Raw genomic sequence first — 21,475 nt, forward strand, 5'->3', positions numbered from 1 at the left:
GGATGTGCCGCCGTCCCCCATTGATCCCGCCCGTCTTGCAGCGCTGCCCGCCGATTTGCGCGCGCTCTTCCGCGCGCAGGAAGCGATGATTGAAGCCGAACGTCGTCGCGCAGACGATGAATGCTCGGCGCGCCTTCATGTCGAGAGTGAACTGGCTGCGTCCAAAGAGAGCGTCGAACGCCTCGAACTGCTCGTGAAGGAGTACGAGCGCGCACGTTTCGGTAAACGCTCGGAGAAGTTCAATCCCGATCAGATGCAACTGGTTCTCGAGGACATCGAGATTGCCATCGCCGAAGTCCAGGAACGCCAGGACGATTGTGCGCGCCGCGCCGGCACGGCGCCGTCCAGCGGCCGGACCAGGCGCGCTGCCCGTGCCTTTCCCGCGCACCTGCCGCGCATCGAGCAGGTGATCGAACCCGAGAACCTCGAGTGTCCCTGCGGCTGCGGCCGGATGGCCCAGATCGGCGAGGATCGCTCCCGCCGTCTCGATGTCATGGCCGCCCAGTATCGTGTGATCGAGACGGTGCGACCGCGCTACGCCTGTGCAAAGGGCTGCACCGGTGTTGCTCAGGCGCCGGCGCCCGCCCATCTCGTGGAGGGTGGCATCCCCACCGAGGCGCTGCTGGCGCAGGTGGCGGTCGCCAAGTTCAGCGAGCACATGCCACTCTATCGTCAGTCGCAGGTTCTGGCTCGGCATGGCATCTTCATCGATCGCGCCGTTCTGGCAGACTGGATGGGAACGGTCGCCTTCCACCTCGCGCCGCTGGTCGAGCGCATGAGCGTCGTGATGAAGCAATCGGGCCGCTTGTTCATAGACGAGACCAGGGCGCCTGTGCTCGATCCGGGCCGGGGCCGAACGAAGACCGGCTATCTGTGGGCTGTCCTGCGCGACGATCGCGGCCACGGCGGCGCTGATCCACCAATCGTGGTCTACCACTACGCGCCAGGACGCGGTGGTGACCATGCTGAGCGCATCCTCGAGGGCTTCGACGGCATCCTTCAGGTCGACGGATACCAGGGCTATCATCGGCTCGCACGGCCCAAGCGCAAAGGCGGCGTGCCGCTGCGGCTGGCCGCATGTTGGTCCCACTCAAGGCGCAAGATCATCGCAGCGACTCCGAAAGCCGGCTCACCCATCGCCGAAGCCGTTCTCGCGCGCATCGCCGCACTCTATGCGATCGAGAAGGAGATCCGTGGCGCCGACGCCCCGGCTCGGCAAACGACCCGTAACGAGCGATCACGGCCGCTCGTCGCTGAACTCGAGAGGTTTCTGCGCGAGCAAGCCGCTCGCCTGTCGCCGGGCAGCGAGATGGGCAAGGCGATCGCCTATCTCCTGAACCATTGGGATGGCCTCACCTTGTTTCTCGACGATGGTTGCGTTGAGATGGACACCAATCCCGTCGAAAATCAAATCAGGCCGCTGACTCTGACGCGTAAAAATAGTTCATTTGCTGGTCACGACGAAGGTGGTCGTTCATGGGCGCGCATAGCTTCGCTCATCGCCACCTGCAAAATCAACAGCGTGGAGCCCTACGTCTGGATCAAAAATTAGGCGGCTTACAGGTGGCGGGCGAGATGATGCGCCGGCTCGTACGACGAGCCGAGCATCGAGCCCGGTATGCCGTCGTTGCTGGATGCGCTCCGTCTCGGCTTTCCGTTCCCAGACAATACTGCCCTTCCACGTACGCCCTTTCTTTCTCTGCCTGGGAACCAGCCGGTCGTTTGTATGCCGCCCACGTCTTTCTCATCGCCGCGTTCGCGATAATCAGCGACGCCGACCAGCGTCTCTCCGATAGAACCTGTTTTCGCCGACGCAGGCGCGCATGTCGGTGCGCCGGAACCAGATGGCGCGTCCGCATCGCAGCGGTGGATTGCCCGCAATAAAGATGACCTGCTCGTCGGTTCGCATGCGCAAGACATCATGCGGCAGCATCAGCGGCCGGCGCGCGAGCTGCTTGGACCGCGTCCGGGAGGAACCCGACGTCTGCGAGGACAGGCTCAGCTGATCGACCTCGACCGTCGTGTCGCCGCAGCGCTTGGAGATGTAGTCCGCCGTCTCGGGGTCGTTGATCGCCGAGAAGGAGATCCAGGATGCGCTTTCGAACCACTTGCTGGTGGCATCGCGGCCGCCATAGGCCTCGCGCATCTGGCCGATTGACTGGTAGAGCATCAAGAGGGTGATGCCGTATTTGCGCCCCGCATCACGCGCGGTTTCGAGAATGCGTAAGTAGCCGAGACGCGCGACCTCATCGGGTAGGAACAGGGTCCGGCCGGTCACTTCGCCATTGCGATTGTAGATGGCGTTGAGCAGCGAGCCGATGATGACGCGGGCGAGGCCGGCATGGTTCTCCAGGGTCTTCAGGTCGAGATTGATGAAGACGTCCGTCCGGCCCTCCGCGAGCTCGGCCGTCGTGAAGCTCGATCCGGACACCAGGGCGGCATAGTTGCCATAGGAGAGCCAGTGGGTTTCCTTCACCGCATTGGCGTAGACGCCGCTGAAGGTCTCTGGCGTCATGGCGATGAAGGGCGCGACATTCTCCTTCACGAATCCGGACTCGGAGTTGTCGTAAATCGTCTGAAGCCGCTGGCGCAACTTCGGCTCCGGCTCCGACAGGTTGGCGCGGACCTGGCGGAGGTGCTGATCCTTCTTTTCCGTATGACCGGACAAACAGACATCGGCGATCAACGCCGTCAGCAGTTGCAGCGCCGAGGCCCGAAAGAAGTCATCCCGCGCCGAGCCCTGGCGCGGATTGTCGGTCATGATGAACATCCCTCGTTTTGAAAAGGAAACCTCATGTCTGAAAGTCGAAAGCCCACGCACGATGCCTTCGCTGTGGCCGGTGACGGCCGAAATTCTACATGGACGCGGATCGGCGCCGCTTGGCCGAACGATGACGGCAAGGGTTTCAATATCGTGATCGCGCCCGGCTTGGCCGTTTTGGGTAAAATCGTGCTGCGCGAACCGAAGCCCCAGGCCGACCAGGAGCCTGACTAGTACCCACTTTTCTTGGAACGTGAGTCGTGATTCAAGGTCGGGATGATACCCGAAGCAAGAGAAGTCCACCTTTCGAGGAAAGATCGCAAGGTGCTTGAGGCGTGCTGTCGCTCACCGGTGACGTTGCAGCGCGATTTGAAGCGGGCGCGGATAGTTCTGTTGGCGGCGGATGGGCGCAGCACCCGGTCGATCGCCAAGGAAGTTGGGGTCCAGCCGCGGATTGTCAGCCTTTGGCGGCATCGCTATGCCGACCATGGCCTTGAAGGGCTGCAAGACAAGCCGCGGCCTGGCAAGCAGCCGATTTATACGAAGACGACCGACAAGCGGATTCTGAAGCTGCTGGATAAGCCGCCACCGCAAGGGTTTGCGCGCTGGACCGGCCCCCTGCTGGCCGAGGCGCTGGGCGATGTCGATGTCCAATATGTCTGGCGGTTCCTGCGCAGCCACAAGATTGACCTGGTGGCTCGCAAGTCCTGGTGCGAGAGCAACGACCCGAACTTTACGGCCAAAGCCGCCGATGTTGTCGGCCTCTATGTCGCGCCGCCGGCGAAGGCCATTGTGCTGTGCGTGGACGAGAAGCCCTCGATCCAGGCTTTGGAGCGAGCGCAGGGTTATCTGAAGTTGCCCAATGGCCGCGCCTTAACCGGCCAAAGCCACGATTACAAGCGGCATGGCACCACAACATTGTTTGCGGCGCTCGAAGTCGCCACCGGAAAGATCATCGCGACCCATTCAAAACGCCGGCGCCGCGTCGAGTTTCTCGATTTCATGAACAGCGTCACCGCGACTTTTCCGAACCGCAAGCTTCACGTCATCCTCGACAACCTCAACACCCATAAAAAGAACGAGGACTGGCTCAAGGCCCACCCCAACGTGCAATTTCATTTCACGCCGACAAGTGCGTCATGGCTCAATCAGGTCGAAGTATGGTTTTCCATCTTGCAGGGGCAGTCGCTCAGCGGCACCTCCTTCACGAGCCTCAAGCAGCTTCAGGAACACATCGATGCCTACGTCAACGCATACAACGACAGAGCCGAGCCCTTCGTCTGGACCAAGAAAAAGGTCCGGCAACGCCGTTTCAAAGGCCGCCGTATCACTCAGCTCTGATTCCGGGTACTAGATTCGATAACCTGTTTTGTTGAGTAGCGTGATGGTCAAGGTTGCCAAGCCCCGAGCCATGGCTCGATCGCGTCCTCGGCGGGCTTGAACACCGGGATGTGGTAGTTCGAGCGCATTGATGTGACGCGCTCGCGGGTCCAGCGATTGCCGTTGCCGGTCTTGAGGCCGTTGCGATTGAGGAGGCCGGCAATCAGATCGTCGCTGGCGATCAGCACCAGTTGACGCACGGCCTGGACGATATCGGCAGAGGTGCTGTTGCGCTGTCCGCGCCGGCGCTTCGGCAAGCGCAACTCGCTGTGGGCGCCCCCCACCCAATGGACGATGAGAACGATCTCCGAGGCCGCGTCGTCGATATCGGCCACGACCTCATGGATGAGGGTGCGCACAATGCGCTTCTTGAGGCGAGCATCCGTCGTCGGCGCATCCCAGACCGTTTTGAGGTTCGAGGCCAGAACGCCGAGCGAGACTGGATCGGCAAGGGGTGCGGGCGTGGCCGCATCATGCATGGCGATCTTGGCCTCAACCTCCGCCGCGTGAGCGAGCGCCCTGTTCCAGCGCGCTTCCAGCTCACTGGCCACCAGCCGGTTCGCGGGATCAGCGGCATCGTATTGCCGGAAAGCCCTGTCGGCGGCATAGCGCGCCGCTTCGAGGTCGCGACTGAGAGCATCGCGTACCTGATCGCGCCGTTCCCTGGCTCCCTTGGCGGCAGCGGTTGCGGCGGCGACAGCGCCCGGACCGACGACTCCAAGCAGCGATTCTTCGATGGCGTCATCGACGCGCAGTCCGCCGAAGGCGATGCAGTGGGCCCAGCCATTATCCATCCAGGCACGGTTGCAGCTGTAGCGCGGGATATGGTTCTCCATGCCGGAGTACCGGAGTGTGAGCTTGCGACCGCAGCGCTTGCAGCGGATCAGACCGGCCAGCAACGCGTCACCATGGTTGGGCGCGCCGTGATGCCGACTGGTGGGAACATTGCTGCTGACCATGGTGCGAATCGCCTCGAACTTCTCCCAGCTCACATACCCTTCGTGAGTGTTGGGCTTCAGCGTCAGCCATTCGTTCCGCGCCTTGCGGCGGATCTTCAGGCTCACGCCAGCGGTGCTGTATCCCGCCGCCACAGCTGTCTTACCATAGGCATAGGCGCCGCCGTAGACCGGGTTCTCAATGATCCGGTGGATGGCAGAGTAGTTTGGTCGCCGCCAGGCCGTGTCGCCGTTGGTCTGCTTCACCGGCAGATCGAGATTGTACTCATGGAGCCAGCAGAGCGCCTGTCGCGCGCTGCCCAGTTCCTCGACCTTGTCGAACACCAGCTTGATCGCCTCCTGGACACGCCGATCCGGGTCTTTCTCATAACGGTCGCCGGCCTTCACGAAGCCGACGGGCGCTGTCACAACCAACTCGCCCCGGCGCGCCTTCTCGTAGCGGGCCGAGAGCGAGCGCTGGCGCAACAGATCCAGCTCGTACTCGTTGAGGCTGCCCTTGAGCCCGAGCAGCAGGCGGTCGTTGCCGTGCCTTGGCGCATAGATGGTCTCTTGATCGACCAGAACGGTATCGACCACGCGGCACATCTCGATGAGTTGCTGCCAATCCCGGCTGTTGCGGGCGAAGCGCGAGACCTCGCGGGCGCAAACCGCACCAACCCTGCCGAGGCAAACCTCCGCCACCATTCGCTCGAATCCGGCGCGTTGTATGCCGCCGGCGGCTGAACGACCATCTGACGACGGACAATCACGGACAAGCTCCGTTCGTACGGCGCTGCGAGGGCGAAGATGGGCTTTCACGTCGAACATCGCCAGCACAAAGCTCTCAACAATTGGGCCGAGAATTCTCATCAGCCGACGCGGCGGCGCGAGCGGATCATGGAGCGTTTCAAATCGTCCCGTCAGGCTCAACGGTTTCTGTCAGTTCACGATCAGGTCGCGAACCTTTTCCACATCCCCTATTCTGGAGCCGTCACTGCCGACTTCCGTCGTGCTTCGCGCGGGCGAGCCTTTGCGACTTGGCGCGAGATCTCCGCGACAAGCGCTATCGCCGAATCTCGAACCTTTGAGAAGCGCCTCCTTCGGCTCGCGGTCGATTAAGTTGACGATGCCCCGCTGCCTCCAGCAGCACGCCAGGCGCGATGGAATTGCACCCCACGGTGATCCGGGTTTTCCTGTGAATCGGGGAGAAGCGCCCTACGTCAGCTACTCGTCAGCCAGCCAGTCTATGCAGACTGGCTGCGCACTCTCGACTTTATCGGAGGTGGAATATGACAGGCATTGGCCGAGCTGGTAAATCGCACGTTGGGCCCGCAGGAGCCGACAGCGCATGGGGATCGAGTAGTTCGAGCCCGGAGCTCGGTCCCGCCCCCGGGGAGGGCGGGCAATCTTTCGACTCTGTCGTGGAGCGGATGCGCTCCGGGCCTCGAGATGGAACGGCTCCGCTCGTGAGCCTGCCACCAGCTTCGGCGGTGGCAGTCCAGATTTCCTCAAGTGGCGACGGAATCAAGGCAGCGAAGCAAAAAATGCGCAGCCTGCTTGCGGGGCTTGATGCTTCTAAAAATGCAGCCACACGAGCCCAGAACCCGAACCCGTCGGAGGCGCAAGAGCTGATCGATCAAGTCGTCAAGGCAGGCTCGGAAGTTCTGGGCTATTACGCGAGCCTCCCCCCGGACATGGCGCGCGGGCTTCTTTCCGACGGTCGGGCTCGCCGACTCCGCGAGGAAACTATCGCTGCGGGAAACGAATGCGACATCGTGGCCACCTGGATTATCGGCGACCTGGAGAAGAGCAGGAAGAAAGCAACAGCCTTGCTCAAGAATATGCGAGTTGCCAACGCTCAGCCTGACCAGCTGAGCCGAGCGGTATCCAGCGTGGCGAAGCACTACGAGGCCTGCATGGAGGGGTGGGGAAAGAAGGCATTGCGCATGGAACGGATGCAGTCCGTCTGCGCGGCCACCGCCAACTTGCCGAGCACCACGCCCGAGATGCGGCAGGCCGAAGAGGCCGCACTACGCCTGCAGACCGGCTGGGCACTTTATACGAAGTGCGTGTATCTGCAATCGCAGGTTGCTCTTGCTCAGCTTCTAATTGAGTCGCGGGCGAGCACGTTCGAACCAGCTGTAAGCGACGCCCTCATGGGTGAGGATGGGCGGGTGCGTCTGCTCGGGACCTTTATCGAGGATGTTTTTCCGGCATTTAACTCGGCGTCCGAAGCCGTTCTGAGCAGCAACGGAGCGGCACTCGACGCAGACCACTGCACCGTTCTGGAAGGAGTCATGGAGCGGCTTTCGGAATTTGCCTCAGGGGTGCACGGAATCGTTACCAGGCTAAGGGACGCCGGAACGGATGCCGACCTTCCATTAAAACTGTTGGGCCAGATCGCGGATGGTGCATGGGTCACCGCGGACGACGTCACGCGTCTTTTGGACGTGCAGCCAAAGACGCCCGCCGTGATTGAGCCGACGGCCCGGACTGCCGTAGTGGTTGAGGGGGGCGCGGCCCGCAGGGAGGGGAAGGGCAAGCGCGCACCGGCCGCAGGCGAGCGAAGTTCGGCGGCCGGGCCGCGCGAGCCGCAGCTCGCCACGCCCGACGCTGCCACGGCCCCGACAGTCAAGGTGATCGTACTCTCGGATCTGGGTACGAAGAAACTCGCGAGCGCGGAGGAGGCGGCACTCGCGAGGGCGTCATCGTCGGCGACCGGGCACCTGGAGATATTGCAGGCTCCGCCCTCCAGGAACGCACTGACCGGATTACTCAAGCGATTGGACGAACTTTTGCAGTTCGATCTGCCGGCTCAGCAAAGCGCGGTCTCGCAAGCGCGCCACGGGAAGCCCGAGGACGCCGATCACGCCGTGGATCTCGTCGTTAAGCGCCTGCAGACACAGGCCTCCGAGATTGAGGCCAGTGTAGCCGCGCTGGAGGAGCCTCGCCGACGTGTCCTACTCACGCCTGCGCAAGTGCCGGAAGTGCACGACAAAATAGCCCGGCTCAAGGCGATGTTGTCCGAGGTGCAGGGACAGGCAAACTCTTTCACGGCGCAAAAGGCAGTGATCACGATCGATTGCATGAAGACCTACGCGTTTCCGTCCCAGAAGTATCTTGAACAGTTGCGAGCGGCCGGGGAGTTGGCGGCTGTGAATTCACCGCGCGCCTTGAAGGATGATCCGGGGACACTGTTCGAGATCAAGCTGCAGCCCAAGGCCCTGCGCAATGGCGCGACGCCAAGCCCGATGTGGGTGCACATCCATACCAAGCGGCCGGTACATGCCAGGCAGTTGGCAACGCTGAGCGATGCCGGGTTCGCCGCTTGCCACGTGAAGTCCAATGACCAGCGCGGCTACAATCAGGACTGGCAGAGCGCTCGAGCTGCGACGGGGCGCGAGAACGTCGTGATCCACCGCGGCAAGCTCACGCCGGCGTTCTGTAGGTCCTTGTTGCGCACCGCAGCTGGCGGCCAGCCGTGGCATCCCCTTCCCGAGGCGGAGCACGCGTCGATGCAGTTCGCGCGCCTCGGGATGTAGTTACCTGGGTGTCCCGCGCCAGAGCGTCGCTGTGGTGACACGATCAAGTGGACCGTTTCTCACCGAGAGGAAATCCTCGATGAGCTCGAAGCCGGCGCGGGCTTCCTCGAACAGATCGACAACAGGGTCCGATTGAAATTCGATCGGGAGCGTCGTGACCCCAACTTCCTTTCGCTTGGCAGCTGAACCGTCAAATGCCGGCGATGTGTCGTCTCAAGTCCAGGCGCATGCGATCAGCGCTCCAGGCTCTTCATCTTCGAAAGTGAGTACACATGAAATTCGTCTCAATGAATCGGGGGGGGCAACAAACGGATAGCGTGGACGCGCAAGATGCCTCTCCAGCCGACTCGTCGGCAGAGGCGGCGGCCTTTCAGCGGCAGCTGAGCGAGGTCGCTGTCCTGTCCGCTCCCGTGCTCATGCAGGTCCGCGCCTATCAAGCGGATGCATCGCGATCTGAGGCGCGACCCATCGTGCGGGCGAGCGGGCAACCATATACGCCGGCTCCGCACGGTGAAGGCGGTGGAACGACGCTGAATGCGTCGGCGCTGCCGCTCGGCCATGCAAATTTGGTTTTCGCAGGAAGCGGCATGGATCCTGTTTATTCCGACGATGCGTCTCTTATTGAGGGGCTCGGGCCGGCACTCTTCAAGGCTGGGGCCACCGAGCGCACCGTCAGGCGCAATGTACGTTGTCTTCTCGGATTGGGGCATTGGCTCGTAAAGAACGGAAAGCCGGGCATTGCTGCCCGGCTTTCCGAAGAGTCGCTGGTCGAGGATGCCCTGGAGTTCGGCAAGCAGGAGGGGCAGGCCATCGCTACGCCACTGGTTCATCTTCGAGCCTCCCAATCGCCGGGCGGCATCGCGCCGATTGCAAGCCGGGTTGAGCTGAATCCCTATTCCCAAGATGCGGATCTCATCAAAGGGTACAAGGAAGATGCAGCGTCAGGCACCGCCAACACCGTCAGGAAGTATGCAACTCTTCTTATCGATTTCAGTGATTACCTCCGTGAGAACGATAAGCCCGGCATTGCTGCTCGACTTGGCGACGGCTCGCTGGATAATGATGTCAGCCAGTATAAGGAGGCGGACCCCCGTGGCCGCAGAAAAGCCGGGGCCGCACTGGCTCATCTCCTGAGGTCGCCGGCGGGTGCTAGAGCGATCGAGCTCCGGCCTCATATTCGCCCCGTTCCTGATTTCGAAGGCGCGGTTCGCGCTGAGCCGAGCCGGACCCGGGCCGCGACTGCACAGCACAGCTCGAGCGGAGCTATCAGCTGGCCGGAGACTCTGCCTGCGAACCAGCAGGATCTGCTTTTGGAGACGATGGACGGACCCAGCTCCTCGCCGCCTATCGAGACAATTGCGCACCATCAACAAGCAGCGGATGCAGGAGGGTCTTTTCGTGACTTGAACTTGCCCCGCGCCGACCATGGGGTTTCACCGCCGCATGGCCTGGCATTGGATGCTGCAGGGTCCCTGAACTGGCGCCACCATGACGACGAACTGACGGATAAACGTCACAGGAACCCGCTCGGGCCAGGCGAGCAGGTTCTCGTCATCAATGAGCATGATATAGGGGAGTTGAGATCAGCGAAGAGGCAGAAGACGCTAAGCAATCCGCAGGGCGTCGCCGTTGAGCGGCAGCTGATGCAGACGCCATCCCATCAACTGGCGGCGTCCCCATTGCAGATGCAGGCTCCGATGCTGTCGCAAAACGAGCTAATCGGCGAGCCGCTCCCGGGGGAAGACGCGGAGCTCTTGGCGAGGTTTCGTGTAGACGCCAAGCGGCGCAAGCTCACCCCAGGCGCCATCAATAACAGTGTTTCCGGGCTTGGGAGATTTGTTCGCTGGGTCAACGCAGAGCATGGGGGGTCCGTAGCTTCTCGGCTACGAAAAGGTACACCGCTGGATGAGGAAATTGCGGCGTACCGGAGATTGGGCCGTGACCCCCAGCACCGCATTACATCGGCCCTGGATGTTCTCCGGCGGCTCTTGCGTGGGGGTGAAGAAGCCGAAGCTCCCGAACCCCGCGTCCTCGGTGCCCCACGTCGCCTGGTTCCTCATCCAGAAGATGCGCCCCTCATCGAGGGCGCGCTGAGCCAAGCTCTGAAACATGTTAAAACTGCGAAGGATAAGGGGTCTGCGCAAAAGCGGGCGACACGTCTTCGCGCGCTGAGTGCGTGGCTTAAAGGGAATCGCAAAGGGAGCATCATCGGGCGACTTAACGGCTCTAGCAAGGAGCAGTTAACGCTGGACAACGATGTGCTGGCGTTCCAACGGACCGGAGGCGCAAGATACCGTCCCGATTTGTCGCATCTTCGCAGCTACTTAAAACTCATCGAGGCGAACCGAGAGCTGGGGCTGCCAGGCCCTGAGCAGCCGAGCTCGCCGGCCGCGTGGGGCGATCGGCATCCCGGCTCGGCGCAGGATCTTCCCTCAACGCCGGCAAGCCCAAGCGCGGGAGCTTGGGTTTGGTTGGGTGAACAGCTGCACGAACCAGCATCACCATCCAGGCCCCCGTCACATGCTAAGGGCAGGCTTGAGCCATCTGTTGATCTGAATGCGCCGACGCCGTCCGAGTTGCGCGACGATGCTCATTTTGCGCCAGCGCATCCTGCCAGGGCCCGTTCAGACACCTACGCTGGTCTTGAGCCATTTGTTGATCTGAATGCGCCGACGCCGTCCGAGTTGCGCGACGATGCTCACTTTGCGCCGGCGCATCCTGCCAGGGCTCGTTCAGACACCTACGCTGGTCTTGAGCCATTTGTTGATTTGAATGCGCCGACGCCGTCCGAGTTGCGCGACGATGCTCACTTTGCGCCGGCGCATCCTGCCGGGGCTCGTTCAGACACCTACGCTGGTCTTGAGCCATTTGTTGATCTGAATGCGCCGACGCCGTCCGAGTTGCGCGACGATGCTCACTTTGCGCCGGCGCATCCTGCCAGGGCTCGTTCAGACACCTACGCTGGTCTTGAGCCATTTGTTGATCTGAATGCGCCGACGCCGTCCGAGTTGCGCGACGATGCTCACTTTGCGCCGGCGCATCCTGCCAGGGCTCGTTCAGACACCTACGCTGGTCTTGAGCCATTTGTTGATCTGAATGCGCCGACGCCGTCCGAGTTGCGCGACGATGCTCACTTTGCGCCGGCGCATCCTGCCAGGGCTCGTTCAGACACCTACGCTGGTCTTGAGCCATTTGTTGATCTGAATGCGCCGACGCCGTCCGAGTTGCGCGACGATGCTCATTTTGCGCCAGCGCATCCTGCCAGGGCTCGTTCAGACACCTACGCTGGTCTTGAGCCATTTGTTGATCTGAATGCGCCGACGCCGTCCGAGTTGCGCGACGATGCTCATTTTGCGCCAGCGCATCCTGCCAGGGCCCGTTCAGACACCTACGCTGGTCTTGAGCCATTTGTTGATCTGAATGCGCCGACGCCGTCCGAGTTGCGCGACGATGCTCATTTTGCGCCAGCGCATCCTGCCAGGGCTCGCTCAGACACCTACGCCGGTCTTGAGGCAGCGGTTAATCCGAATCCGCGCACACCATTCGAGTTGCGTGACAATGCTTGGGCCCCGGCGCCTGACTTTCGGCCGCTGTTTGCCGGGCCAGTACCGGGGCATCACCAGGGCGCTCGACAGCCCGGTTCGCCGCAGGGGCTTTCTCCGGCGCCAGCCTTCTCGGATGATGAAGCTTTGGCGTGGTTGCGCGAGGAGCTGGCGCGACGGCAGATGCAAGAACCGGCCTCACCATCAACCGGCAGGGCTCCCTCAGACATCTACGGCGGCCTTGAGTCATTGGTGCATCTGGATGCGCCCACGCCGTGGGAATTGCGCGACGATGCTCACTTTGCGCCGGCGCCCGCTGCCAGGGCGCGCTCGGACACCTACCGCGGTTTTCCATTGGTTGATCTGACTGCGCCCACGCCGTCCGAATCACGCGACGATGCTAATTCTGTACGGCCGTTTCCGATCACCTCCGCCAACGCTCAGATCGGGGCTTTAGATCCGACAGTCTCGTCTCACGGCCACGGGCTGGTGCTCGAGGACACGGAATGGCTGGGCGACGAGCATATCGACAGGGATTACCGGCTCCAGGAGCAGGATTTGCAGAGGAACGATCCGGATCTCGCCGCCCGGACGCGGTTCGTGAATCCCCTCATCGTCCTAAATTATCTGGGCTCTAACGACGATGGCGTCGTGCAAACCGAGTTCCAGCGCATCGTCCATGATGATGAATTTAATGATACAGCCGACTTCCTGTTCCTGCCCGTGATTAATGCCAACCCTGAAGATCCTAATAACCTCGGCAACCATTGGTCGCTGCTGTTCGTTGATCGCAGTGACCGGGGGCAGCCGGTCGCCTACCACTACGATTCCTACAGGGGACTCAACAAAAAGCATGCAGAGCATCTCGCAAGTAGGCTGCACCTCCGCCTGGAGCCAGCCGGCATGGCCCAGCAGCAGAACACTTATGATTGCGGCGTCTTTGTCGTGGACGGGACGCGGGCGCTGGTTAGGCAATTGGAGCAAGGAGGGCAGACAGTCCACCTGGACCAGCTCGTCGTCGATCGGCAGGCACTGCAAAACCGACTCAGGGGCTGATGTCGCCGTGGGCGAGATAGAGTTGGCTGTGAATCGACGCTGAACATTGACCCCCGTACGCGCGAAGTCAATCAAGTACTTGGGACGCCGATCGGCGTCCGGACCCCACACGATGACATAATTGCGGTCGGCGCCCGCGGGACGAAAGGTCCGCTATCTTCAAGCCTGCACGCAATCACACGAATCGGATGCCGCGCGGCGAACAGGATGGAAGTGGAGCGTCGACCATGATGAGAGGGCTACGCCGGGCTCGTGACGCAGGGAGGGCGTAGCCCGACCGGAGTTACGAGCCCGGCGTCGGCGCGATCCACAGCGGACCGCGCCGACTGGTGATCGCGGCCGGCTGGTTATGCAAGTGGTTCTTCCGCCAAGAGGAATCACTCGCGTGCCAGGCCGACACATTACCGATCACCAAATGAGGCTCTACATGAAGTACCGTCAGACCGATAGCCCACCCGTGGCCGCCGCCAAGGCTTCGTTCAGCACCTCGACCGCTTACCGGATCGAGAAGGATCGACGCCTTCCGTCGCAGAAGAAGGCTCCCCGCGGCCGTCGCCGGCCAGATCCCTTGGCCCGCGTATTTGAGACAGAGATCGCGCCGATGCTGAAGGCCGCCCCCGGTGTGCGGCCGGTCACGATCTTCGAGGAGTTGCTCCGACGCCATCCCGAGCTCGGCGCCGGCATCCGTCGCACGCTGGAGCGCCGGATCCGGGCCTGGCGGGCGATCCACGGCGAGGAGCAGGAGGTCATCTTCCGCCAGACCCACGAACCCGGTCAGCGCGGCCTGTCCGACTTCACCGACATGGGCGAATTGGGTGTCACGATCGCGGGCGTACCGCTCGACCATCGTCTCTATCACTTCCGGCTGGCCTATTCCGGGTTTGAGCACGCCCATGTCGTGCTCGGCGGTGAGAGCTTCGTCGCTCTGGCCGAAGGCCTGCAGAATGCCTTGTGGTCACTCGGTGGGGCGCCACGGGAGCATCGCACCGACAGCCTGTCGGCCGCCTTTTGCAATCTCGACCGCGACGCCAAAGACGATCTGACGCGGCGATACGAAGACCTCTGTGCCCATTACGGCATGCGGCCTTCCCGCAACAATCGTGGCATCGCCCACGAGAACGGGGCGATCGAGAGTTCGCATGGTCATCTCAAGCGAGCGATCGGCGACGCGCTGTTGCTGCGTGGCACCGCCGACTTCGACGATCTAGCTGCCTATCGTGGCTTCATCGATGAGATCGCCAGCCGCCGCAATGCCCGCAACGCCAAGCGGATCGACAGTGAACGTAGCGCACTTCAGGATCTGCCGGACCGCCGCACGTCGGACTATGAAGAGGTGATCGTCCACGTGACGTCGTCCGGCGGCTTCACCTTGCGCAAGGTGTTCTACACGGTGCCGTCGCGCTTGATCGGCCATCGGCTGCGGGTGCGCCTGTATGACGATCACCTCGACGTGTTTGTCGGCGGCACGCATCTCCTCACCTTGCCGCGCGGGCGGCCGCATCCCAATGGCAAGCACGATCAGGTCGTCGATTATCGGCACGTGATCCATTCCTTGCGGCGCAAGCCGATGGCGCTCCTCAACCTGGTCTACCGCGACCAGCTGTTCCCCCGGGAAGCTTACCGCCGAGCCTTCGACGTCTTGCGCAAACGCTTACCGGACAAGAAGGCCTGCCGGATCATGGTCGATCTCCTCGCACTCGCCCATGAGCGCGGTTGCGAGGCCGAACTCGCCAATCAGCTCACGGCTGACCTGAACGACGGCCGGCTGCCCGACCTCAACCGGCTACGTACTCACTTCGCCCCGGATCCCGCCCAGGTGCCGAACGTCGTGGTACGCCTCGCACCGCTCGCCACCTATGAATGCCTCATCGGTACCGCCGAGATCGGAGGCGCCGCATGAGCACAACCAACGTAGTCGACACCGCGCGCCTCAATCTGTTGCTCAACGAGCTGCGGCTGCCCGCCATCAAGGCGCTGTGGCCGCAATTTGCCGAGCAATCCGATAAAGAAGGCTGGCCGGCGGCGCGCTTCCTCGCCACCATTGCCGAGCACGAGATCGCTGAGCGCGGCCGCCGCCGCATCGAGCGCCATCTCGTCGAGGCGCGGCTGCCTACCGGAAAGACCTTTGACAGCTTCGACTTCGAGGCCGTGCCGATGATCTCCAAGGCGCAAATGACCGCACTCGCCGCCGGCGACGGCTGGCTCGGCAAGGGCGCCAATCTGCTGCTGTTTGGTCCGCCCGGTGGAGGCAAGAGCCACTTGGCGGCAGCAATCGGCTTGGCCCTCATCGAGAACGGATGGCGCGTCCTGTTCACCCGCACCACCGATCTCGTGCAGAAGCTCCAGGTGGCTCGCCGCGAGCTCAACCTCGAGGGCGCCATCAACCGCCTCGATCGCTTCGATCTCGTCATCTTGGACGATCTTGCCTATGTCACCAAGGACCAGGCCGAGACCAGTGTGCTGTTCGAGCTCATCAGCGCACGCTACGAGCGACGCTCTTTGCTGATCACCGCCAATCAGCCCTTTGGAGAATGGAACAAGGTCTTTCCGGACCCAGCTATGACCCTCGCGGCGATCGATCGCCTTGTTCACCACGCCACCATCGTCGAGATGAACGTCGAGAGCTATCGCAGGCGGACTGCCCTCGAGCGAAAGCGTGGTCCAGGGCGGCCACCGGAGCACGCGACACAAAAAACGCTCGCTTGATTGACGCTCCGCGACAATCAAAGCAAACAAAACTCTTGCGCGCGACAATCATCGCGGCGATCATCATCGCGCCGCGACACTGACTCGCCATCCTGATCGCCGCGCTCTTCCGACCCAGATCGTCGCGCTATAAATCGGAGGGGCTATGAAGCAATATGTTGGGCTTGACGTCTCACAAAAGGAGAGAATCAGGAACAGCAGAAGCCCGTTCCCGAAGATCATACGTCCGTCAGCAAGGACGAGGAATCGGGCGCACGAGGGTTGCAGCGCGATTTGCAGGATCGGTTGCAGCCGGCGCACGACGAGCCGGTGAGCGAGCCCGTCAGCGATAGTGCTTCCCATCCCGAAGTACCTGCAGGCTCGCGCCGGTTCGCCGCCTGCTCAAGGTCGGCATTGGCCTTGCGATTGTGGCCGTCTTCGGATGGTTGCCGCTGAAGGCCGTGCTGCAGACCTCGAGCGTTGCGGCCGTGGTCAATGCCAGGATCGTGACGTTGCGCTCGCCGATTGACGGCACCGTGAGCGCGAAGCCGCCGCAAGGCTCGACGCAACTCAGCGTGGTCCATGAGGGCGACGCGATCCTTCATGTCGTCAACGCGCGTGGCGATCGCGTGCGGCTCGACGATCTTCGGCGGCAGATGTCCCGGATGGAAAATGAGCGCCCGAGTTTCGCCGCCAAGCTTGCGGCCGCCGAGACGGCGCAACAGGACCTCGCCCGCCAGGCGGCCCAGTTCCGCGACGGTCGCATCCTCCAGCTCCAGGCGCGCATTGCCGAAATCCAGTCGGCGATCGAGGCCGCGGCCGCGCGACGGGAGAAGGCAGTGGCCGCCGTCGAGCGGGCCTCGTCACTGATCAAATCGGGCAGCGTCTCGACGGTCGAAATGGCCCGCCTGACGCGCGAGCAGGCGATCGCCCAGCAGACTGCGGATTTCACGGATCGTGAGCATCGATTTCGCGCGATCGTGAGCACTGAATTCAGACGATCGTGAGCAGCCCGCTACGGCCGATGGGAGATAGAGTCAGTGTTCTGGTTGGCCGTCAAGGGTGATGGTTTTGGCGCTGCGTTTTCGCATGCTTTCTCCGGTGAGCTGGAGGCGGTGGGCGTTGTGGACGAGGCGATCGAGAATGGCGTCGGCGACCGTGGGGTCCCCAATGGCTCCATGCCAGGTGTCCACGGGAGCTGACTTGTGACGATGGTGGATGCGCGGCCATGTCGGTCCTCGAGGATTTCGAGCAGATCGCGGCGTTCCGCGGCGGTGAGCACCGATAGTCCCCAATCATCCAAAATCAGAAGCTGAGCGCGGCCGAGGCTTTTGAGGAGCCGGGCGTAGCGTCCGTCTCCGCGCGCGAGCGCGAGCGCCTCGAACAGCCTTGGAACGCGATGATAGAGGACTGATCGGTTGTCGCGGCAGGCCTTGTGGCCGAGCGCGCAGGCTAACCAACTTTTGCCCAGGCCGGTTGCCCCGGTGACGAGCAAATTCTCGTGGCGATCGATCCAGCGACCTTCGACGAGTTTGGCGAAAACGGCGCGGTCGATGCCCCGCGGGGTGCGCAGATCGACGTCCTCGACGCAAGCAGTCTGGCGCAGTGCGGCGATCTTGAGGCGCGTGGTGAGCCGCCTGGTGTCGCGTTCGGCGGCTTCGCGGTCGACCAACAGGCCGATGCGATCTTCGAACGGCAGGGCTTCGAGATCGGGCGATCGGCGCTGCTCCTCGAAGGCCTTGGCCATTCCGGTCAGTCGGCGCCGTAGCTTTTGACGAGCGCCAGAATGCCAAGGCAGGTTCGAAAGCCTTGTTCTGGATGGGGCCGGGCGTCGATCACGGCCTGGAAAAACGCTGCTGTCGAAGGACCGATCCGCTCGCCGGCGGCGATCACCGCGGCGGGGGTCCATTCGCCGTAGCGGCGATGGGCGCTGGGCATGTGGTCGGCGATGGTGGTGTGTCCGCGTCGGTTGGGCGCGCGGGCATGGCTGGCGATCCGCTGGCCCTTGTGGAAGATCTCGACCGTCCGATCGTCGATACGGGCATCGACCAGCTCGCCAATCAGACGATACGGCGCGGAGTACCAATGGCCGTCGACCTCGACATGATAATCGGGAGCGAGGCGGCAGCGCTTCCAGCGTGCGAAGGCATAAGGCTGATCTGGCAGCGGGGTTAGCTTGGGTTTGTCGAGTTCGGCAAACAGTTCGGCGCGGCTTGAGCCGAAGCCACGCATTTGACGAGCATTGAGTTCGTCGACGAGTGTCTTGATGGCGGCGTTGAGCTCGGCCCGGGAAAAGAAGCGCTGATTGCGCAGCCGGGCCAGAATCCAGCGCTGGGCGATTTGCACCGCGACCTCGACCTTCGCCTTGTCTTTTGGGCGCCGCGGCCGTGCGGCGAGAATGGCGGTGCCGTAATGGCTCGCCATCTCGGCATAAGTGCGATTGAGGCCGGGATCGTAGCGGTCGGGGTTGCTGACGGCGGCTTTGAGGTTGTCGCAGACCACGAACGTCGGCGTTCCGCTCAAAAACGTGAACAAGTTGACGTGGGCCCGGATCCAGTCGGCCAAGCTCTCGCTGGGGCAGGCCTCGGCGTAGGTGTAGTTCGAAGCGCCCATCGCCGCGACGAACAGCTTCATCGGCTGCACTTCCCCGGTCAGGGGATCGACGATGTCCATGGTGTCGCCGGCGAAATCCACGAACACCTTCTCGCCGCCCAGATGAATCTGCCGCATCGAAGGTCGGACCCGCCCCTTCCAGGCCTCGTAGGTAGTGCAGAACCACGTGTACCCGAAACCGTCGGGATTAACGGCGCGATACTCCTCCCAGAGCAGGCGACGGGTTACGTTGCGCCGGCGGAGCTCTTTATCGATGTAGCTCCAGTCGGGCACCGGCCGCTGCGGGCTCTGAGACGCTGGTCGTGGGGCCGGGAAAAGCAAAAGCTCCAGGTCTTCATCGGTCATTCCCTCCGGAAGCGGCCAGCTCAACCCAGCAGACGAGCTATGCGGGAAACTGGGTGATGACGGAATGAGATAGGCGGCGTATCGAGGCGGGTGTCGAGCCTGCCAGAACCTCAAGGAGAGCGATACGCCATGAACGAGCATAGCAACATTGTCCCACTGCGTCAGCCCGATGAGATCGACGATCCACTGACGAATATTTTGCGATCTGGTGCTCGGCAGCTGCTTGCGCAGGCTGTCGAGATGGAAGCCGAGGCGTTTCTCGCCGCGATGAAGGGCTTGAAGCGTCCCGATGGCCGCGACCGCCTCGTGCGGCACGGCCATGGTCCAGTGCGGACGATCCAGACGGGGATCGGCGCCGTCGAAGTCGCCCGGGTAAAGATTCGCGATCGCGCGGTGACCAGCGATGGCGAGCGGATCCGCTTCACCTCGGCGATCCTGCCGTTGTGGGCACGGCGCACGAAGAGCTTGGATGCACTTTTGCCGGTTCTGTACCTGCGAGGCATCTCGACGGGCGACTTCCAGGAGGCGCTGGCGGCGCTCTTGGGCAAGGATGCGCCGAATCTTTCTCCGGGGGTGGTTTCCAGACTGACGACGGAGTGGCAGCTCGAGTACGAGCGTTGGCAGAAGCGCGATCTGTCGGCGCGCCGGTACGTATACGTGTGGGCGGACGGCGTCTTCCTGCAGGCTCGCATGGAAGACCACAGCGAATGCATGCTGGTGCTGATCGGCGCGACGCCGGAAGGCAAGAAGGAACTCATCGGCTTCCAGGTCGGCGTGCGCGAGAGCACGCAGAGCTGGCACGAACTGCTCGTCGAGGCGAAAACCCGTGGGCTGAAGATCGCCCCGGAAATCGCCGTCGGTGACGGCGCGCTCGGCTTCTGGAAGGCGCTCGACGAGGTCTTTCCCGCCACGCGACATCAGCGGTGCTGGGTGCACAAAACCGCGAATATCTTGAACAAAGTCGCAGTGTCGGTACAGGCCAGCATGAAGAAGGATCTGCGCGAGGTCTATTTGGCGTCCAACCGAGCTTCGGCCGAAGTGGCGATCGATGTCTTTGCCGAGAAATACGGAGCGAAGTACGACAAGGCGGTCGAGTGCCTGACGAAAGATCGCGACGCAATGCTTGCGTTCTACGAATTCCCCGCCGAGCATTGGGACCACTTGCGGACGACGAATCCCATCGAAAGCGTGTTCGCGACGGTCCGGCACAGAACGGTGCGCACGAAAGGTTCGTTATCGTCAACGACTGCCAAGTTGATGGTGTTCAAGCTGCTCTGCGCCGCATCAAAGACCTGGCGGCGGCTGAAAGGCACAAATCAGTTGCCGAAGGTCAGCGCAGGTGTCAGATTCGAAAACGGCATCGAGGTCATCCAAGTGCCGGAAAACCACGCCGCCTGATCGCCTCGTCACCCAAAATCCCGCATAGCTCAGACGAACTTAGGTTACGTTCTGACACAGGAGACATCAATGCTGTCTCCTCGGTCCTCCTTAGCTTAGCAGTTGCTGACTGATTTGTTTGCCCTAAGAAATTGGGGGCTACAGTACAAACCAGTTGCTGCCGATGCTCGCTGCGGCGAGGACACCTGTGTGATAGCCCGGCCGTGGTGGGGACGTGTTGCGCCGAGCACGTTTGACGGGTTGGACCAGAGGTCTGCCACACATGATGTGGGAGCTTGACGATAGCCGGAGCGCTGGGAATCGATAACGAAGCGGCGGCCCTATAGACAAGTCCAACCCGCACGCGTCAGCGGACGTAACAATTCCTTGGGCTGGGCATCGTTCAAAGCGCTTTCACCGGAAAAGCGGTGACCAAGACATGAGGGGCGTCCTGGCGAAGCTCCATTTCGTCGTCACCGCGGCTGGGCTGAGCACAACCAATCTCGTGCTTGCCGAGCGCTCTCGGGAACCGCTCTGCAATGGAGCATATAGCTTCGCTCCAGGTGGAGTTAAATGCTAGGGGCGCTGATCGCTCTGGGCCGGCATTACTTTGATCACGACCTGGAATGAATCGAGCCGGCGTACCCTCCGTCTCTCGCAAGGTCAAAGGTTGTTTTGCAGCCGACAGTAGCCGGTAATGCTTTGGCGGGCAAGAATTAGCTCCTAATAACGTTAGGGCAGGTCGCGGTTCCGGCCGCAAAGAGGTTGCCCGGTGCGTGATCGTCGTTAGATCGGACAAGAACGCGCAGTTGATCGAATCAGATGCGGCCTCGGTCGCCATATGCCTGCAGTGCGCTGTCGAGACACTTGAGTAACTCTTGTACGCCGAATGGTTTGGCGAGGAAGCCGATCGCTCCGGCGTCCAAGGCTGACGCGCGTACGCGCTCGTTGGGGAAAGCTGTAATGAAAATGAAGGGTGCTTGGTAACCACGCGTCCGCATCTCTGCCAGCAGCTCCAGCCCGCTCATCGCTGCCATCTGCACATCAGTTATGACGCAGGATATCTCGTTCAACCGCGGCGACCGCAGGAGCGCCTCGGCCGAGGCAAATATCTGCACGACGTAGCCACGCGATTTCAAAAGGTTTTCTGTCGCCGCACGGACCGAGGGGTCGTCGTCAACGACGGAAATCAAAGGCGTGGACAAGATGAGCCCTCCCGACGCAGTACAGCGGCTGCCA

10 protein-coding genes and 4 pseudogenes are annotated in these 21,475 nt (G+C 62.2%); 9 read left to right on the forward strand and 5 right to left on the reverse strand.

Features of this window, described 5'->3' with window-relative positions; translation table 11 throughout:
• Positions 1-4 precede the first annotated feature (4 nt).
• The gene (gene tnpC / locus BJA_RS08600; RefSeq protein WP_011084512.1) at positions 5-1,552 is read left to right on the forward strand and encodes an IS66 family transposase; all 1,548 of its coding nucleotides are present in this window, start codon (positions 5-7) and stop codon (positions 1,550-1,552) included.
• A 213-nt stretch (positions 1,553-1,765) separates the two neighbouring features.
• Here tnpC and BJA_RS08605 read toward each other — a convergent pair.
• Positions 1,766-2,767, reverse strand: a pseudogene (locus tag BJA_RS08605) (type IV secretory system conjugative DNA transfer family protein); the annotation flags it as partial.
• Between the two features lie 270 nt (positions 2,768-3,037).
• Here BJA_RS08605 and BJA_RS08610 point away from each other — a divergent pair.
• Positions 3,038-4,102, forward strand: a complete 1,065-nt coding sequence (locus tag BJA_RS08610) for an IS630-like element ISRj1 family transposase (RefSeq protein WP_011084514.1) — start codon at positions 3,038-3,040, stop codon at positions 4,100-4,102.
• A gap of 47 nt (positions 4,103-4,149) precedes the next feature.
• Here the strand turns inward: BJA_RS08610 and BJA_RS08615 are convergent, their stop codons facing one another.
• Positions 4,150-5,946: a recombinase family protein gene (locus BJA_RS08615; RefSeq protein ID WP_011084515.1), complete on the reverse strand. Its 1,797-nt coding sequence runs from the start codon at positions 5,944-5,946 to the stop codon at positions 4,150-4,152.
• Between BJA_RS08615 and BJA_RS08620 the strand changes: the two are divergent.
• From BJA_RS08620 to BJA_RS08650, 6 genes and pseudogenes are all read left to right on the forward strand, one after another.
• Positions 5,833-6,184 (forward strand): annotated as a pseudogene (locus BJA_RS08620) (DDE-type integrase/transposase/recombinase); the annotation flags it as partial. The gene BJA_RS08615 and the pseudogene BJA_RS08620 sit on opposite strands and share 114 nt — an antisense overlap.
• Before the next feature lie 181 nt (positions 6,185-6,365).
• Complete coding sequence (locus tag BJA_RS08625; RefSeq protein ID WP_011084516.1) at positions 6,366-8,618, forward strand: hypothetical protein; 2,253 nt, start codon at positions 6,366-6,368, stop codon at positions 8,616-8,618.
• Positions 8,619-8,890: 272 nt separating this feature from the next.
• The gene (locus BJA_RS42845) at positions 8,891-13,216 is read left to right on the forward strand and encodes a Ulp1 family isopeptidase (protein WP_011084517.1); all 4,326 of its coding nucleotides are present in this window, start codon (positions 8,891-8,893) and stop codon (positions 13,214-13,216) included.
• A 385-nt stretch (positions 13,217-13,601) separates the two neighbouring features.
• Positions 13,602-15,116, forward strand: a complete 1,515-nt coding sequence (gene istA, locus BJA_RS08640; protein WP_038973741.1) for an IS21-like element ISBj11 family transposase — start codon at positions 13,602-13,604, stop codon at positions 15,114-15,116.
• Positions 15,113-15,922: an IS21-like element ISBj11 family helper ATPase IstB gene (gene istB, locus BJA_RS08645; RefSeq protein WP_018270204.1), complete on the forward strand. Its 810-nt coding sequence runs from the start codon at positions 15,113-15,115 to the stop codon at positions 15,920-15,922. The genes istA (BJA_RS08640) and istB (BJA_RS08645) overlap by 4 nt, the downstream gene beginning before the upstream one ends.
• A 407-nt stretch (positions 15,923-16,329) precedes the next feature.
• Positions 16,330-16,908, forward strand: coding sequence for a hypothetical protein (locus BJA_RS08650; protein WP_011084521.1), 579 nt, complete (start codon positions 16,330-16,332; stop codon positions 16,906-16,908).
• A 30-nt stretch (positions 16,909-16,938) separates the two neighbouring features.
• On the opposite strand, the pseudogene istB (BJA_RS08655) reads toward BJA_RS08650, so the two are convergent.
• A pseudogene (gene istB / locus BJA_RS08655) lies at positions 16,939-17,648 on the reverse strand (IS21-like element ISFK1 family helper ATPase IstB).
• Positions 17,649-17,656: 8 nt separating this feature from the next.
• A pseudogene (gene istA / locus BJA_RS08660) lies at positions 17,657-18,949 on the reverse strand (IS21 family transposase); the annotation flags it as partial.
• Positions 18,950-18,988: 39 nt separating this feature from the next.
• On the opposite strand from istA (BJA_RS08660), the gene BJA_RS08665 reads away from it, so the two are divergent.
• Entirely contained in the window at positions 18,989-20,257 is a 1,269-nt protein-coding gene (locus tag BJA_RS08665) for an IS256 family transposase (protein WP_038968105.1), read from the forward strand.
• A gap of 797 nt (positions 20,258-21,054) precedes the next feature.
• Here BJA_RS08665 and BJA_RS08670 read toward each other — a convergent pair.
• Positions 21,055-21,441: a response regulator transcription factor gene (locus BJA_RS08670; RefSeq protein ID WP_014497989.1), complete on the reverse strand. Its 387-nt coding sequence runs from the start codon at positions 21,439-21,441 to the stop codon at positions 21,055-21,057.
• Between the last annotated feature and the right edge of the window lie 34 nt (positions 21,442-21,475).

Origin of the sequence: Bradyrhizobium diazoefficiens USDA 110, from assembly GCF_000011365.1 — a bacterium.
Lineage (GTDB): Bacteria > Pseudomonadota > Alphaproteobacteria > Rhizobiales > Xanthobacteraceae > Bradyrhizobium > Bradyrhizobium diazoefficiens.

Bases quoted from the DNA above. Each gene is read 5' to 3' on its own strand.
- BJA_RS08665 (WP_038968105.1), top strand. From the start codon at position 18,989: ATGAACGAGCATAGCAACATTGTCCCACTGCGTCAGCCCGATGAGATC.
- istB (WP_018270204.1), top strand. From the start codon at position 15,113: ATGAGCACAACCAACGTAGTCGACACCGCGCGCCTCAATCTGTTGCTC.
- BJA_RS08615 (WP_011084515.1), bottom strand. From the start codon at position 5,946: ATGAGAATTCTCGGCCCAATTGTTGAGAGCTTTGTGCTGGCGATGTTC.
- BJA_RS08610 (WP_011084514.1), top strand. From the start codon at position 3,038: ATGATACCCGAAGCAAGAGAAGTCCACCTTTCGAGGAAAGATCGCAAG.
- BJA_RS08625 (WP_011084516.1), top strand. From the start codon at position 6,366: ATGACAGGCATTGGCCGAGCTGGTAAATCGCACGTTGGGCCCGCAGGA.
- BJA_RS42845 (WP_011084517.1), top strand. From the start codon at position 8,891: ATGAAATTCGTCTCAATGAATCGGGGGGGGCAACAAACGGATAGCGTG.